Annotated in this window: 15 protein-coding genes and 1 pseudogene; 9 read left to right on the top strand and 7 right to left on the bottom strand. The window is 38.3% G+C overall.

Translation table 11 applies throughout. The features are described from left to right. Nucleotides 1-77 precede the first annotated feature (77 nt). Both IKL48_05910 and IKL48_05915 read left to right on the top strand, forming a co-directional pair. On the top strand, nucleotides 78-1,676 hold the full coding sequence (locus IKL48_05910; GenBank protein ID MBR3604185.1) for a hypothetical protein: 1,599 nt from the start codon (nucleotides 78-80) through the stop codon (nucleotides 1,674-1,676). Nucleotides 1,677-1,684: 8 nt separating this feature from the next. Continuing rightward, nucleotides 1,685-3,283, top strand: coding sequence for a hypothetical protein (locus tag IKL48_05915; GenBank protein MBR3604186.1), 1,599 nt, complete (start codon nucleotides 1,685-1,687; stop codon nucleotides 3,281-3,283). Here IKL48_05915 and IKL48_05920 read toward each other — a convergent pair whose 3' ends face one another. Both IKL48_05920 and IKL48_05925 read right to left on the bottom strand, forming a co-directional pair. Then, nucleotides 3,284-4,348 (bottom strand): glycoside hydrolase family 3 protein, encoded by a 1,065-nt coding sequence (locus IKL48_05920; protein ID MBR3604187.1) that lies wholly within the window; start codon nucleotides 4,346-4,348, stop codon nucleotides 3,284-3,286. A gap of 12 nt (nucleotides 4,349-4,360) precedes the next feature. Continuing rightward, nucleotides 4,361-5,287, bottom strand: a complete 927-nt coding sequence (locus IKL48_05925; protein MBR3604188.1) for a response regulator — start codon at nucleotides 5,285-5,287, stop codon at nucleotides 4,361-4,363. 93 nt (nucleotides 5,288-5,380) lie between these two features. Here IKL48_05925 and IKL48_05930 point away from each other — a divergent pair, with 93 nt between their 5' ends. After that, nucleotides 5,381-6,676: a cation:proton antiporter gene (locus tag IKL48_05930; protein ID MBR3604189.1), complete on the top strand. Its 1,296-nt coding sequence runs from the start codon at nucleotides 5,381-5,383 to the stop codon at nucleotides 6,674-6,676. Here IKL48_05930 and IKL48_05935 read toward each other — a convergent pair. Both IKL48_05935 and IKL48_05940 read right to left on the bottom strand, forming a co-directional pair. Then, nucleotides 6,654-7,343: a polyphenol oxidase family protein gene (locus IKL48_05935; protein ID MBR3604190.1), complete on the bottom strand. Its 690-nt coding sequence runs from the start codon at nucleotides 7,341-7,343 to the stop codon at nucleotides 6,654-6,656. The two genes, IKL48_05930 and IKL48_05935, sit on opposite strands and share 23 nt — an antisense overlap. 2 nt (nucleotides 7,344-7,345) lie before the next feature. Next, nucleotides 7,346-8,143: a glutamate racemase gene (locus IKL48_05940; protein MBR3604191.1), complete on the bottom strand. Its 798-nt coding sequence runs from the start codon at nucleotides 8,141-8,143 to the stop codon at nucleotides 7,346-7,348. A 79-nt stretch (nucleotides 8,144-8,222) separates the two neighbouring features. On the opposite strand from IKL48_05940, the gene IKL48_05945 reads away from it, so the two are divergent. Further along, on the top strand, nucleotides 8,223-9,713 hold the full coding sequence (locus tag IKL48_05945) for a protein kinase (protein MBR3604192.1): 1,491 nt from the start codon (nucleotides 8,223-8,225) through the stop codon (nucleotides 9,711-9,713). Between the two features lie 33 nt (nucleotides 9,714-9,746). Here the strand turns inward: IKL48_05945 and IKL48_05950 are convergent, their stop codons facing one another. Then, a complete protein-coding gene (locus IKL48_05950; protein MBR3604193.1) occupies nucleotides 9,747-10,640 on the bottom strand; it encodes a magnesium transporter CorA family protein in 894 nt (297 codons plus the stop codon). Between the two features lie 154 nt (nucleotides 10,641-10,794). On the opposite strand from IKL48_05950, the gene IKL48_05955 reads away from it, so the two are divergent. Continuing rightward, on the top strand, nucleotides 10,795-11,547 hold the full coding sequence (locus IKL48_05955) for a nucleoside phosphorylase (protein ID MBR3604194.1): 753 nt from the start codon (nucleotides 10,795-10,797) through the stop codon (nucleotides 11,545-11,547). Between the two features lie 56 nt (nucleotides 11,548-11,603). On the opposite strand, the gene IKL48_05960 is transcribed toward IKL48_05955, so the two are convergent. Further along, nucleotides 11,604-11,861 carry a TIGR03905 family TSCPD domain-containing protein gene (locus IKL48_05960; protein MBR3604195.1) on the bottom strand — a complete coding sequence of 86 codons (258 nt, stop codon included), beginning with the start codon at nucleotides 11,859-11,861 and terminating at the stop codon, nucleotides 11,604-11,606. A gap of 608 nt (nucleotides 11,862-12,469) precedes the next feature. Between IKL48_05960 and IKL48_05965 the strand changes: the two genes are divergently transcribed. Then, complete coding sequence (locus IKL48_05965) at nucleotides 12,470-12,622, top strand: hypothetical protein (GenBank protein MBR3604196.1); 153 nt, start codon at nucleotides 12,470-12,472, stop codon at nucleotides 12,620-12,622. Between the two features lie 71 nt (nucleotides 12,623-12,693). Further along, the gene (locus IKL48_05970) at nucleotides 12,694-13,149 is read left to right on the top strand and encodes a hypothetical protein (GenBank protein MBR3604197.1); all 456 of its coding nucleotides are present in this window, start codon (nucleotides 12,694-12,696) and stop codon (nucleotides 13,147-13,149) included. Nucleotides 13,150-14,543: 1,394 nt separating this feature from the next. Here IKL48_05970 and IKL48_05975 read toward each other — a convergent pair. Next, nucleotides 14,544-14,666: pseudogene (locus tag IKL48_05975) on the bottom strand (prepilin-type N-terminal cleavage/methylation domain-containing protein). 426 nt (nucleotides 14,667-15,092) lie between these two features. Here IKL48_05975 and IKL48_05980 point away from each other — a divergent pair. Beyond that, the gene (locus IKL48_05980; protein MBR3604198.1) at nucleotides 15,093-15,641 is read left to right on the top strand and encodes a PTS glucose transporter subunit IIA; all 549 of its coding nucleotides are present in this window, start codon (nucleotides 15,093-15,095) and stop codon (nucleotides 15,639-15,641) included. A gap of 122 nt (nucleotides 15,642-15,763) precedes the next feature. Next, nucleotides 15,764-16,545: zinc ribbon domain-containing protein (locus tag IKL48_05985; GenBank protein MBR3604199.1), on the top strand; the 782-nt coding region annotated here is incomplete at its 3' end.

Below are 16,545 nucleotides of genomic sequence, written 5' to 3' on the forward strand. Positions count from 1 at the left end.
GGCAAAAATGGCTTTTGCCAGATGGAATATGATAAAATTCCTAAAGTAAACATAACTTTATTAAAGAGAGAAACCGGATGAAAAATTTGAAAAATTTTGCCTTGCTTCTTCTGTTTGTTTGTATAGGAGGAGGGGCAAGTTTGTTGTTCGGGCAAGACGTTTCCTTTGACTTGCAAAATTACCACTTATATATTCCCTATGCTTTTTTAAATGGAAGATGGGCCATAGATATTATTCCTGCCGGGGCTTTGCATAGCTTCTTTAATCCTTTGTTAGATATTCCTGCTTTTTTGATGTATTATCACTTAAATGATTGGCCTCATTTAACGGCTTTTTTGTTGGGGGGTTTTTATGGAATATTCTTGTTTATTATTTGGAAACTGATTCCTCTTATTTTTGAAGATCAGGATTCAAAAAATATTCTTTTCCGTATAATCGTGTTGTGTTTTGCCGCCAGCGGCATGGCGACTCTTTTGCAAATTGCCCGAAGCAGCAATGAAATACAGACCTCCCTTTTGGGACTTTTGGCTTGTTGGTTTTTATTTAAAGGAACAAATCAAAAATTAAATTTTCGTCTAGGTTATCTGATGGCGGCTGCTTTTGTGGTTTCTTTGGCGGCAGGATTTAAATATACGGCAGCTCCATCTATGTTGGGTATAGGACTGGCCTGTTTGTTTGTTCTTATTAAGAGTAAAGCCTCTTGGAAAAACTATGCATGGGTTATTTTATCTGCCGTAGTGGGGATATTGTTGGCAGATGGGTTTTTTATGTGGCATAAATTTCAGACCGTACAAAATCCTCTTTTTCCTTATTTTAACCATATATTTCAATCTCCTTATTTTAATCAGGATTTCTTGCCCAATGGTATGGGCACCCCTCAAAATTGGAAAGAGTGGCTTTTTTTGCCTTTCTTGCGTTATCAATTCCGCATTTTGGAATATCGGTTGGATTTCCGTTTGATTTTGGGGCTGGTGTCTTTTTGGGTGTTGTTGACGACTTCTTTTTTCTCTAAAAAAGAAGAATGGTATAAACCTTCTGTATTGTTGTTATGTGTTTTTTGCAATACTTATATAGGCTGGGTATTGTTGTTTGGGAATATGCGCTACGTTGTATTTTTAGAAGTCATATCCTCTTTATTGTTTGTTTTGTTGATGCGGCGTTTTATTTCCGCTCGCTTTACTACATTGATTGTGGCTTTGGTGGCTTTGGGATTAAATGCGCAACCTTTGCCGGAGTGGCATAGACAAATTTTTGCCGAAAAAAATATTGTTTTTACCCAAGAGCCGAATATTCCCGACAATTCTTTTGTTTTGATTGGCGGACATCTTTCTTTTTTGGTTCCGTTTCTTAATCCCAATGCTCGTTATGCAGGGGGGATTTGGTTTCCGCCGGAAGAATTTGCTCAACGACCTTCTGGGGACGGAATCATATTAAATTGGTTGCAAAGAAATGATTATAAGCACAATTTTGCCCCCATTATTGTAGAAGAAATGAAAAAACATGAGGGGCCCGTATATATTTTAATTCCATCTGAAAAATGGCTTTTGGATAATAATTTCTGGTCTAAATATTCCATCCGAGTAGATGAAAACCCGAATAAGTGTCAATATTTCCAGGTCTCTTTAGATGCTATTTATAACGGTTTTTATATTTGCGAAGTTCAAAAAATTTCTTAGGGGAAACTATGTTTACAAAAATAAAATTATGGGTGTTTAAATATGAAGTCGGCCCTTTATTAGCCTTTATTTTTTTGGGGGGATTTTTAAGTCTTTTTTTGGGACAAGATATTTCTTCCTATACAATGACGAACAAACTTTATCCGCCGTACGCCCTTTTAAACGGCAGACTTTCCATAGACTTTTTGGTCGGAGGTGTGGGGACTTTAGGTCAAAATCCGCTGCTTTTATTACCGTATTATGTAGTTTTTGTACTTTTAAATTCTTACTCCAAATTATCCATGTTTTTGCTGGGAGTGCCTTATGGATTGATGGGCTTTTTTGCTTATAAAATTTTAAAAAGTCTAAAGGTTTTTACAACCAAAAAACTCTTTTTTGTCATATTTTTGCTTGTTAGCATCACCTGTCAGGCCACGTTAAATCAAATCGGTAAATCGGGAGGGAATTTATGGCTAGCTGTTTTGGAATTGGCGGCGGTTTGGATTTTCTTCTTTTCTTCTCTAAAAATTTCTACAAAATACAAACTAGGGTTTTTTATCGCTTCCTTCGGAGTGGGGTTGCATGTATCGGCCTTACCGTTATGGGTAGCGATGTTGGCTGTTATTTTGTTTAAAAAGACGGAGCAGAAATGGAGTTTGTTGGCAAAGGCCCTTTTATATAGTTTGTTAGGATTCCTTTTGGGAATAATGCCCCTGTTGTGGTATAGTTGGCAGTCTGTAGGAAGCCTTGAGCCTGCTTTTAATGCTTTAATACCGCAAGGTTGGCTATTTCCAAAGTCATCCCTCGCTAACCCTTTTGAAAGCCCTTTTGGATGTATTGAGTGGCTGTTTTTGCCGTTTGTCAGAGTATTTTATGGCTTAGATGGGTATTTGTTAAGTGCCAGCATTGCCGGAGGATTGCTGGCGGCCGTACTGCTCATTGGAAAATCTTATTTAGGTACTGCTTGCGAAAGAGCGGAAGAAAAGCAAAATTTACTTCCCTGCTTGTATATTTGTATGTATGCTTGTTGGTTATTGGCTTTTCGAGATGCGGCTAGCTCTATTATTTTAGAGGTTTTGGGTGTATTATTGATAGGTCAATGTCTTTGTTGGCTTTTTGGTGATTTGGCTACCATATGTATAGCAGTGTGTGGTTTTTGGTATGTTTTTCATCCGTCCATTTCTCAAGACAGACAAGGCGTGGAAAAAGAAAACTTCTATTTCTCTCAAAAACCTGCTTTAACGGATAATTCATTGGTGTTATTGGCCGGTCATATTTCGGATTTGGTTCCTTTTTTGCCCTCAAATATTACCTATGTGGGGGGGGCTTGGTTTGATGAAAAAGATTATGGGGAGAAAAATCAATTTTTTGTGCAAAGATTTAATACACTGCCCAGCGGATATTATTCTCATCAGTTTGATGAGAAAATCAAAAATAAAATAGAGCAACATCAAGGAGATATCTTTGTGTTATGTCTCAAAGATGATATTGTGGAAAACGCAAAAACGTGGTCAAGATACGGTGTTGCTTGGAAAGATACCAAAGAGACGTGCCAACAATTATATCCAAATTCCACTTCGTCTGATCCCTATCTTTTGTGTCGGGCTGAAAAAGCAGAAAAGAAATAATTATTTTGCTTTTTGAATCAATTTCAATTTCTTTTGAAATCGTTTGACGTATTGGGGGCGAATCTGGCGGATTTGATTTTCCATCCACTGTGGGTCGGCCCCATAAGAAAAGAAAGGCATGACCACGTCTGCTCCGGCTTCCAAAGCCTTATTCATACGCCAACCTATCGTTTGGGGATTATAACCATTGGCTGATTGCATATTTAAAGCGTCCGGCATAATAATGCCGTTGTAGTCTAGTTCTTTACGGGTAAAGCGATAAAACTCGGGCGAGTAAGTGGAAATATTATGCTCGTCTAAGGCTGTATAAGTGGCATGAGCGGTCATTAAACAAGGATATTGTTTTGCGTTGGCAAAAGGCTTGGTATATTGCGTGCGCAAGGTTTTTAAATCGGCTGTAATTACTTGTTTGGCTACATGAGGGTCAAAAGCAGTAGAACTGCCGGGAAAATGTTTATAACACGGCATAATTCCACCATCTGCGATTCCTTTGGCAAAAGAATCTGCCAATAAGGTAGAAATTTTGGGGTCTTCCGAGAAATAACGGCTTCGTCCATATACTTCATTGTTTTCTGCGGCTTCTGCTAATGGAGCAAAAACTACATCAATAGATAAATTTTTAAGTTCGGCCGCTGTTTGTAAGCCATAGTCATAAACGTCGGCGATAGCCTTTTTTAAATCTTTTTTGGCTTTGTCGCCAAAAGACTGCGGAGAAGGGGCCTTGAATTTGGGATTAAAGTGTTTAATCCTGTTTACACCGCCTCCTTCCTGGTCTAAGAAAAAGAGGAAATCGTCTCTTTCTAAAACTTCTTCCAATTCTTTTCTCAAATCGGGCAATTTAAGGCCTTTGTGAATGGGAATGCTCAATAAAAATCCGTAAGGATTAATATTTCTAAGGTATTGTTTATCCGATTCTTCCAACGGATAGCGATTTACCAATAAAATTACCGGAAAAACATCTTTTTTTTGTGGTAAAAATTTGTAAGATAACCCTAATAACAGAGCTAAAATCAGACCTGCTTGAACGATTCTTTTGTAGAAAGGAAAAGAAGATTTTTTATTCATAAATATATACGGTCAACTTCTTCTGTCAATGGCATAATAACTATGCTCGTGTTGTTTGGCCAAACATTTTAGTTCACTTCCGATATTGCTGACTTGGGCAAAAGAAGTGAGGTCTTTTAAAGAATTGTGTACAATTCCGATGCCAATAGACAAGAAATTAAACTTTTCTGTTTCTCCTTTTCTATTTACGGAAAGCATAAAGCCTTGTTGTTGGTCATTTTCATTGTAAAATGTAGGGGCAATGGCCGTCATGGCATCTACGATTTGTTGTGCGATGCTTTCGGCATGTTCCAATTTGCAAACAATAATAAAATCATCTCCGCCGATATTACCTACAAAAGAGGTAGGGTCTTGTTGTGAGGCTTCCACCAATATTTTGGCGGTACTGAGCAAAACCTTATCTCCTTCTCCAAATCCGTATTTGTCATTAAAAGCCTTAAAGTTATTTAAATCGCAATACAATACGGCAAATTTTCGGCCGGAACTAATTTCCTGTTCGATACGAGCCTGAATGGAGGGATTTCCCGGCAGTTTGGTTAAAGGATTGGAGTCCATCTTTTGTTTGTTTCGCTTGAGCAAAAGTTTCACGCGGGCCACCACTTCGTCGGCATCGGCCGGTTTGGTTAGATAATCGTCAATGTCCAAACCCAACCCCTGCATTTTGGTTTCCTTATCGGTGACGGCAGTAAAAATAATAATAGGGGTTTGTATATATCCGGTGTGACTGCGTACGTCCTGCACTACTTCAAAACCATTTTTTTGAGGCATTTCATAATCTAAAATAAGCAAATCGGGATTTTCTTTGTAGGTTTTTTCTAAGGCTTCTTGTCCGTTATCGGCGGTAATTACCGTAAATCCGGCCTCAGTCAAAATCTCTGATACCAACATGCGAATGGCGGCATTATCATCTGCCAATAAAATTTTTGCTTTAGGTTCCATATTTAGTCATTAAATAAAATCCGTATCAACAACGCAAGTGAAATTAAGAAAAAAATCTTCTTTTAAGATTGTTATTTTCATATAATAATCCTTATGACTGCAGCAATTTTGTTTATTGGTATCGTACTTTTTTTAGGGCAGGTGTTTTCTTCTTTGTTTGCAAAAACACGTCTGCCTGATGTTTTGCCATTAATGCTTTTAGGTATGTTAATGGGGCCTATAACGGGGCTTGTTCGGCCGGAGGATTTTGGCCATGCCGGAGAAATTTTTACTACTTTGGCACTGATTGTGGTGCTTTTTCAAAGCGGTATTGAACTAAAAATACTATCCTTGCGTGGAGCGATGGGGCAAGGTTTTTTGCTTACGACGATTGCTTTTAGCATTTTAACAATCGTTTTGGCATGGGTTGCGCATTTAACCTTAGGTGTGCCCCAATTATATGCATTTATTATTGGAGCCATTGTGGCTGACAATTCTACAGCAGTGGTGACACCTCTGTTGGATAAACTTAAAATTTCCCCTCAGACTCGTGCTATTTTGTTTTTAGAAGCCAATTTAACGGGTGTTTATTCTATTGTGTTGGCTTTGGCCTTGTTGGGAATAGCCGTAAAAGGAGGGACTTTTACACTGCAAGGAGTGGGGCTGGAAATTTTGCAATCTTTTGCCATCGGCCTTATGCTCAGCATAGTCGCCGGATTATTTTGGATGCGTATTCTAAATAGAGTTCGCAGTTTGGAAAATGCGGTTTCTTTGACTTTTGCCTTTGTTCTTTTAGTATATGGATTAAGTGAGTTGGCCGGTGGAGACGGCGCGATTGCTACCTTAACTTTTGGTGCAGTAGCCGGTAATATGCGTTTGTTGCGTAGATTGTGGCTTAAAAAAGTCAGTTTTAATGCTTTGACGCTTAATAATGGAGAGAAAAGTTTTTTTGAAGAGGTAGAATTTATTTTTAAAACCTTGTTTTTTGTCTATATGGGTATTTCTATGCGGATAGGAGAAATCCATTTGCTTGCTTTGGGTTTGTTCTTTTCGTTGGCAAAAATCTTGGTGAGGGCTCCTTGCGTAAATTGGTGTGTCAGCAAAAAAATTACTCGCAGTGACTGTTCTGTCATTTTAGCCATGTGCCCTAACGGATTGGTAAGTGCCGTATTGGCGGCTATGATTGCCCAACACCTTCCGGAAAATGGTCGTGTGATACAAGATGTTATTTATTCGGTCATCTTTTTTAGTGTGATGCTTTCCAGCCTGATGTCTTTTAGAATAGAAAAGGGGGGATTGCTTTGGATAGGAGAGCACTTTTTCTTGCGTCATTGTCACTCCAAAATACAATCGCTACCTTCTGAAGAATCGGTAGAAAATAATATCGCTACGGACGATACACAAAAGTAAGCAGTGCATCTTTGGTGTGGTCCCTGCGGTAAGAGAAAAATTTGAGTTTATCTCCGCAAGTACATAGATGCGGAAATTGCATGTCTTTTTCTTCAATTCCTGCCGATAGTAATTGACGGGTAATGGCTTTGTTCAAATCCACATAAAGTTTGCCTTCTTTTTTAATAACGCAACTATCAAATTGTTCTGCCACATCGCTCTGTACCTCAAAACAACAACTTTGAATGTGAGGCCCTACCCAAGCCGAAATTTTCCCTTGAGCACCTTGTTTTTTCATTTCCAATACCGTTTTGGCCGGAAGTCCGGCCACTACTCCGCGCCAACCACAGTGTGAAAGGCCTAATACTTCGGCTTTTTCGTCCCATAAGACAAGAGGTACACAATCGGCTGTTAAAATAGCTGCGCCAAAGCCTTTTCCTTTTATTACCCAACCGTCTGCTTCAGCCAAAGGAGCAGACTGTATTTTTTTTACATCTTCCGAAGAAACAACACAAATCAGGTTATCAGCGTGAACTTGTTTGAATCGCAAAATGTTCTTTTCGTCGATACCCAAGCGCTCAAATAAAGCGTGTGTGCTTTCGGCAAGGCGCATATTGCCTAAATCACGGTCCGTAGTGCCATGAATAACACCCAAAGATAGAAGACGAGGGTCAGAGTAGAGTTTCATAATTAATTTAATTTTTTAAGGTAAACTTGTTTTAATTCTCGGCCTAAAATATGTTTGGCTAACCGTTTAAAACGGGTGGGTGCATCGCTGGCATAAATTTTGAGGCTGCCTCTGCCTTTTTTGTTTAATTGCTGCGTATTGAGCAGGCGCGTTTTCACTTCTTCTGCCAACACTTCAGCGGCATCTACCAGCTGAATGCAATTGCCTAATACTTTTGAAATTCTTTTTTTAATGACAGGATAATGCGTGCATCCCAATATAACGGTATCTGTTCCGCTTTTGATAATGGGGGCTAAATAATCGGCAATAATGGCTTCTCCGCCTTTTTTATGAATCCAACCTTCTTCAATAAGAGGTACAAACAAAGGGCAAGCCTGTTGAGTGATTTTTAAGCGTTTATCCAACCTTAACAATTCTTTAGGATAGGCTTTACTGGAAACAGTTGCTTCTGTGGCCAGCACAGCAATTTTGCCTGTGCGGCTGCTTTGTACTGCCTTGAGCGAACCCGGTTTAATTACACCGATAACGGGTACGGATATTTTTTTCTGTAAATCAGCCAATGCCAAAGCAGAAGCGGTATTGCACGCCACGACAATGAGTTTTACTTTTTGATTTTCCAAAAAACGAGCAATATCTAAAGAAAACCGGGAGACAGTCTTCTTTGATTTAGAGCCATAAGGAGTGTTGGCGGTATCGCCAAAGTAAATATATTTTTCTTTGGGCAATACGCGAGTGAGGGTTTTTAAAATGGTTAACCCTCCCAAACCGGAATCAAAAATACCAATGGGTCTGCTATTCATTATTAATATTATAGTAAATATGCTGTAGGATACGAAGCGAAAGTGACAAAAAGGGGGTAGTTTGTGCTAGAATATGAATATGCTAAGAAAACTCTTTTGGTTTATCTTATTGTTAACTTTGTCTATCGGCGCTTTTGCATCTACATCGACGCAAGGGGCGGCTCCGTTGTTGGTTGGGGGAAACTTTTCTCAAAGTACCAACACTTCTCAGCGAGTGATTTTTGATCAAGCTACGCGTGACGAAGAAATAGCCAAATTAAACGAGCGTTTGAAAAATAAAGATTACGTTGGCACCACTACTCGTATTAATGAGTTAGTTTCAAAAAATTTTTTAGATAAACGTTTTTATTTGTTGTTGGCTATTGCTTATGACGGAATGAAACAATATGAAGATGTGATTTATTCCGCCGGTGAGGCTATTGCCGTCGCTCCGCAAGATTCGCGCGCCTATATTTTGCGTGCGCAAGCCTATTTGAACGAGGGTGATTATGAGCGGTGCCGCATCGACGTAAATAAAGCATTAAAACTAAATCCTAAGTCTCAAATGGCGTTAAAAATAAAGAAGGATTTAGATGAGAAAACAAAAGCCCAATTTGCTCATAAGCCTGTTGTCCAAAAGAAATCTTCTCCTTCAACGCACTGGTTGGTAGTTTACTTTTTGGCAATCGTAGTGGCGGTGATTATCTTTATATACTTGCGTTATGAAGATTTGTTCCGTCATGGTTCTAAAACGGCCTATAGCCGCAGAGAAGTGGAAGTTAAAGAGCAATATGAGTTTTTGCGCCAAATAGGGGAAGGCGGCATGGGGAAAGTGTATGAGGCTTATGATAAAGTGCTCAAACGAAAAGTAGCCATCAAACGTGTCCGCCCTGAATTGGTACGCAGTGCCTATATCAGAGAACAATTTTTGGCAGAAGCCCGCATGGTGGCTTTATTGCGCCATCCGTGTATTGTAGAAATTTATACGGTTATTGAGTCAGAGAGCAGTTTATATTTGGTATTTGAATATGTAGACGGGCAAACTTTAGAGACTCGTTTAGACATCGATGGGCGTATCCCCTTTTCTGAGGCGAAACAAATTTTTGATTATGTATGTAGAGGCTTGCATTATGCCCACTCACAGGATATTATCCATTGTGATTTAAAGCCGGGTAATATTATGATTTGTGAGAATGGTTCAGCCAAGGTGATGGATTTTGGTGTGGCCAAAAAGTCTATGGAAGAAGATACCGGAGCGCGTACGGTGGCCGGTACGCCTGCGTATATGGCGCCGGAACAACAGAAAGGCTTTATGCGCAAACAATCTGACGTTTATTCATTGGCTTTGTGTTTGTATGAGGCTTTGGTAGGACAAGTGCCTTGGAGTGTGAAAGGCTTTGATATTGCTACCAAGCGGGTTTATCCTCCTTCTCGCTTAGTACCCGGAATTCCGGTGGCTGTAGATCGCTTGCTGGAAGATGCCCTGCGGGAAGACCCTAAAGAGCGTATACAGAGCATTGATGAATTTTGGTCTCGCTTGAATGCCATTAAACCAATGCCCGATGAACATTTAGAAAAGACACATTATTAAAAAAACCCCGCTTTTGGCGGGGTTTTTTACAGATTACCAATTTTTATGCCGCCAGTATATCATAACCAGCCATACAGACACTAATCCCAGACCCATTAACATCCAGAAAGCATCGGGGTGATGCTCCAAAGGCAAGGCCACATTCATACCGTAAATACTGGCAATCAGTGTGGGAACCATTAAAGAAATGGTAATAATATTTAATTTTTTAATCAGCAAGTTTAAGTTGTTGCTGACAATGCTGGCCCGTGCTCCCAACATCTGGGCTAAAATGTTGGAGTGAATGTCAGCCTGAGTTTTACATTGCAGGTTTTCTACGATAATATCATCTAACATTTCCCCATCGTTTTCATCAAAACCAAAACGAGAGGCCAAAGTTCTCATCTTTTCAAACACAAAGCCGTTGGCAGTGATGGCTTCAGCATAATACACCAAACTCTTTTCCAGGCTAAATAAGTTTAGCAAATAGGTATTATCCATAGATTCATTCATCTTGTCTTCAATTTCTTCTGAAATTAAATGGATAATGCGCAAGTGTTCAATATAGTGAGAAATGGAGTTGTATACCAATTTTAAAAATACGTTTTTAATAGAATCTACCTTTTGAAAACGTTTTCCAACAAATAAAGGAATATCTTCTGCCAAGACTACAACCAACTTATCTGCAAATAAAAAGGTGCCTACAGAGGCAACTTTAAACTCCAGTTGGTCTTTGCCGGAATAATTTTTGGGACGTTTATAAATCATTACCGTATGTTCCGGTTCAAACTCCAAACGAGGTAATTCATCCGGGTCCAAAGAAGATGCTAAAGTATGTTCATCAATTTGAAAATCACTTACTAAAAAACGTTGTTCTTCAACTGTTGGATTGGTAAACACATACACCTGTGCTTTTTCGTCTTCAGTCACGCACAGTTTGCGGTCCATAATATTATATTTTGTCAGCATATAACACCCGCTAAAAAAAGTTTCTTTTTATATGATAACACCTCGAGGGCAGATTGTAAAGTTTTTTCTTATTAGGGTGTTTTCGGCTCTGTATTTGCTATAGTATAAATATATTTTAAGTAGAGGTTTGATTATGAGCATTCTTTTTCCCAAAAAAAACAAGGTGAAATTAAAAGAACTTTCCGGTGCTAAAACATATTTGAAACATTTAAAATGTGATATTAAACTGCCTACGAAAGCGATTGTTTGTCCTCTTTCGTCTTTGACAAAGTTTGCTTTAAGTCAGGCTAATTTTAAACATTATAATTGTGAAGCCGATATTTATGTGGATGAAAAGAAAGGTTATTGTTATGTGACGGGGTTTGGGGTGGGAGCTCCGGCGATGGCAATGGCATTGGAAGTATTGATTGCATTGGGGGTTAAAGAGTTGGTGTTGATGGGAATTGCTGGGTCTTTGCAGCCGGAAGCGGTGGCGGCAGACTTGGTTTTGTGTGATGGAGCAGTGGCCGATGAAGGGATTTCCAAACACTATGTGCCGAAAGAAGTATTAAAACCTTCCGCTTCTTTGACTAAAAAATTGGGAGCCGCACTGAAAAAAGAAAAGTTAGACTTTCATGTGGGCCCTACTTGGACAACGGATGCCATTTTCCGTGAAACGGCGGAAGAAGTGGCCCACTATCAAAAGAAGAATGTTTTGACTGTAGAAATGGAAGCCTCTGCTTTTTTTGCCATTTGCGAACAGAAAAAAGTGAAAGCAGCAGCAGCTTTTGTAGTTAGCGATGAGTTGTACCGCCTTAAATGGGAGCCTCACTTTGGCGAAAAACCTATTTTCCAGCATTTACATGCCTTGTATCACACTGCTGTTAAAATGTTGACCGGAAAATAAACAGTATTTAAATACAAAACACCCCGTCAAATGACGGGGTGTTTTGGTAAGAAAATTTATTTTTTCAAAAGAGCTTGTGTGAGTGCTTGTGAAAATTGATCTGCGCAGGAAGTGCCTTTCCCTGCGCAATCATTTCCGGCCAAAAGAGCGGCTATTTCGGCAGCCGGCTTGCCTTGTACCAATTTGCTGATTGCCAACAAATTGCCGGAACAACCTCCTAAAAATATAACTTGTTTTATTTTGTTTTCTTCGTCTAATTCAAATTGAATTTCCTGACAACAAACCCCTTGTGTGCGGTAATAATACGTCGGCATAATAGTATCTCCTATTTTATTTTCACCATTGTATCAAATCTCATATCAGGAAGGGTTTGTGGCACCGGCATCCTTTAATATTTTAACAATAACCATATTTCCTATTTCTTCCGCAAATACTAAGCGCTCATCCCCTCATTTTCTTTTTGACTATTCTTTTCTAAAGAATCGGCAGAAAATATCATCTTTCCACCTAAGCCTAATAAAGTTGCAGGTAAAATGATCAAACAGATATTTCGTTTATACATGGTTATTTCCTGAAAAACATATCAATGTTCGAATATTATTTTCAATAAGATTTTGATTGTTTTTGGTTTTAAAGAGAATTGTTTGAAAAGTCTTATTAGTTAATCTTTTAATCGAAACTTCTCCATAAATTATATTAACTTGATGTGCAAATAATTTCTTGTAAAAGTTATCGTGTTTCCAGCAAATATATCGCATTAAATATTTTCTGAAGAATGAAATTGTAGCAACCTAATTATAAATGAAAATGAAGGTGTGTCTGTTGGAGTAATATTAAAAAATTGTGATATGTGTTTAAAAGATATATAATAAGATGAAGGTATTTATTTACCTTTATTCTATAGAATTCAGAGGAAAAAAATATGAAAAAAATCGTATTGTTAGTGATGGCTTGTGCTTTCATGACTGCCTGCATGGGTACCCGCGGTACCATCGGTGGTAAAAAAGTATGCACCAACGATTATTTGTTGGGCGTGTTGTCTATCAGCGAATTAGTAGACCCCTGTGGTAAATAAATAATTCTGTTTATGAAAAGTGCCCCGGTGTAATGCTGGGGTGCTTTTCTTATCGTTTAGAAACAAATACTATGAAAAAGTTTTTTTATGTAGGATTTTCCTTTCTTTTCTTATTAGCTTGCCAAGTTGGTAAACAAGCAGCGCATCTAAACAATGCAGAAGAAGCGCATAAGGTTCTTTCGGATTATTTTTTATCTGATCCTCAAGCCGGAAAAGCATTTCCTTATTTATCTCAGTGCAAATTGGCCCCTGCACAGCCGAACCCTTCTCAAAAAAATTTGGATGCTTCTAAAACGTATGTTTGTTCTGTTGAACATACTGATAAACGACGTTATATTGCCGTCGTGTCGGTGGATCCTTTATTGATAAGTGAAGTGGATTATTATAAAAGATCGGCTACAGAGTTTGTGTATATTGCACTTTTATACTATGATCAAGATAAGAAAAACTTAACCGGTACCAAACTCTTATTTAATATATACAAAAATCGCGTAGAAAAACAGACGGACGTAAGCGCTGGATCTTAAAGAGAAATTCTTTGATAAATAAAATCCCTAGAACTTTTTGGTTCTAGGGATTCAGTATGGGGTACCTTAGTGGAGTATATTTATGATTATTTTTCCACTAATATTATTTATTGGGAAGCCCTGCTTGTACGACGTGAAAAAGTGATGAGAAATGGAACAAAAGGTCCATCTTATGATTTTTTGACAATGGCTCTTGAGCGCTAATTTTTGCCTTCCGCTAGAACTTTTAGCCAGTTTTGCTAGAACTAGCATCTAAGGCCCTATATTATATGAGAATGAGTAAATATAACCTTCCTGTATAATGTTTAATAAGAATATAGGTCAGAAATTACGAAAAAAGGAGTAATTATGTAAAAAACGATAAAATTCTAGCCGCCAATAGTGGTTATGTTCCGCTTGCCAAAAAGAAGGAAACTAGGCGAAAGTACGCCGAAGGACATTATCAGATAATAAAAATAAAAATCTAACTTTAAGAAAAAAGCCCTAGTTGGAAAAATTTTTCAGAAATTTTACTCCAAAAGCCCCTATTAAAAATTTTTTCAGATTTTTAGGGGCTTTTTTATATATGTATATGATTTGCTTTGCGAATGGGGAAAATACTTTTCCCGACACGTTTTTGTCGGGGAATTGAGCACTTTTTATTTTAAAACCTTTTGGGCAGGAAAGAATATAACCTCTTTACCTGTTCATCAGTCAAAAGCAAAGAATCCCGCCTTAATGCTTCAAATTTAGGGGTATGATCCACATTAGGCAGATATAGCCCTGTATGTAGTAGCCACGCTACGATATTTTAAATGGATTTATTTTTATACTCCTAGTCATTACTTCTTAAAACAACTCCAAATAGAATCCACGTAATCGCCTTTGCTTTGTGCTACGGAATTATTTAATGTCGTAAAGTAATCCTCCCGTTTTTAGCGGGAGGATAGGAAGTATGAACAATAAAAATACACCCCCATTTATTCATAAGGGGAGTGTTTTTTAGTCAACTAATCCGTATAGCAATTAGAACTACTTATACACAAGCTAGAGGAAGAGGTGGATACTGGTAAAGCTACTTTACACATTTTAGCTCCCCAGTCAGAAAAGGGGCTACAGACTTTCTTATTATCCCTTATTGACAACCAATATTCCCAGGAACCTCCCTTCTCTCGAACTGCTATAAATCCGGCATCCTTATAGCTACTATCAGTATAATAGTAAAAGCCATTTCTCCTCAAATTAGATTGGGCATAACCAAACGCATTTTCGGGAATACCTCCGCCAGTTGCGACAGAACCATCCTCGTTAGTAAAAGAAATGGTCAAATATTCCAAGGGATAGGTTACTCCGTTTGTCCCCATTTCCATATTTTTTATGGCTTGAGCTGTTTTAATGGCTCCCAACGTTGTCCATGCTTCAGAAATACGAGCCTTTTCAACTGCATTTTGATATTTCGGCAAAGCAGTCGCAGACAATATTCCAATAATAAGAACAACCACTAATAATTCTATTAGCGTAAAACCTTTTTTATTCATAATAATCCTCCTAAGTAAGTTGCTCGTAATAGTATACTCTTTTAAAAGCAACTTTCCATATCTTTTTATTAAAACCTTCTTGTAGAGCTTTTACAACAAAACAAACGGCATACTACTCAAAGCAGGCAAAAACAATGTTAAATTACCTCTATTATATCAAAAAAAGGGTCAAGCGTTTATTATTTGTTCTTTTTTTCAATCAATAAACAACACCTTTTTCTATGCCGTTTCCTTGCTAATTCAAACAAAAAAAGTTTCCTCTTTCTGTGCCGTTTCTCCGCCCTTTAACCCGTCTATAAAATTCTTAGTGAGAAGCGTGGATTTTATGAGTGTAGGGTGGCGGTCTTTTTGCTTCTTTTTCTGCCGACAGAAAAAGAACCAAACTTCCCGCCTAAAAACGGTTAGGATATACTATAATAAAGAAAACTGCACAAGGATCTTTCTACGCCTGAAACACTAACCGTCTTTTCCCCTTTAGCAGGACAAGCCGTATCGTTAGAGCAAGTGCCCGATCCCGTTTTCTCCGAAAAAATGCTGGGAGACGGTATAGCCATAGAACCTTCCGAAGGGATTTTGTATGCTCCTTTTGATGGTAAAATTATTAATTTTAATAAAGCCCTTCACGCTTTGGTTATTGCCAAAGATAATTTTGAGCTTCTCATCCATGTCGGATTAGAAACCGTACATTTACAGGGAGAAGGCTTCAAAGCCTTTGCCAAAGAAGGAGAGGAAATAAAACAGGGCCAAAAATTGTTGGAATTTGATTTATCTTTTTTAAAAAATAAAGTTCCCAGCACTTTGGTTATGTTGGTGCTGACCGCCCCCGCGGATGTTCCCGTGTTTGATAAATTTTCCGGTGAAATTAAAGTAGGGGATTTACTATGCAAAGCCGGAGATTCTTCTCACGAGGCTACCGCCGTTTCCTCTTGCGCTTCTTCCGAGCAATACATTGATTTTCCCCCGTTACGGTTTTAAATCCCAATGGGTTACATGCCCGCCCTGCCGGTGTTTTTGCCAAGTTAGCAGGCAAGCACCCCGAAAAAGTTCAAATTTTATTCGGAGAAAAAACCGCCAATGCAAAAAGTGTTGTTGAAATTATGGGTTTGGCTTTATCAAAGGGTGATAATATTGTTCTGCGTGCTAAAGGGCATAAATTTGATACCAAGCATAATTATCCGTTCAATCGTCTTATAAAATGTGAACATTGTGGACATTATATTCTAGGGGAGAAAGCAAAAAAGAAATATATGTACTATCGGTGTGCTCATTACGATAAAAGACATAAAAAGAACAGTTATTTGAAGGAATCAGAATTGCTAGATGGTTTGTCTGGTATTGTAAAGGATGTGGAATTACCTAAGGAAGTGGTAAAAGTTTTGATTAAAGGGTTAAAACAAAAAGGAATAAAGGCGAATCGGATTAGTAATAATACTAAGATTATCCTTGAACAAGAATTAAAAAAGGTCCAATCTCGCCTTGATGCCTTGTTAGATATGAGATTAGATGGCAAGATTGATGATGCAACTTATCAGGAGAAAAACAACAAATTAGTAGAGGAAAGAGCCCATATAGAGTCCGAACTATCTGTTAGGAACAATGACCCTGAAGGAGCAACAAAGGCTATAGCAGGCTTGGAGATTTTATCAGGGCTTGAAAAGTGCTATAAAAATGCTGATAAATACGGCAAGGCAGATTTGCTTAGGGTAGTAGGGGAACGATATACTCTATCTGCAGGTAATAAAATAGTAGTGGAGTATAAGGAGCCGTTTAAGGCTATTTATGAAGCAAAACTAAAGAATGGGGGCGAAGAGCAATCTTCGCTTCCCAATAAAAAAACAGCCCAATTAAATCAGGGCTGTTTAGAAAATTATGCTGAAAA

It is taken from the genome of Elusimicrobiaceae bacterium (assembly GCA_017520185.1).
Lineage (GTDB): Bacteria > Elusimicrobiota > Elusimicrobia > Elusimicrobiales > Elusimicrobiaceae > Avelusimicrobium.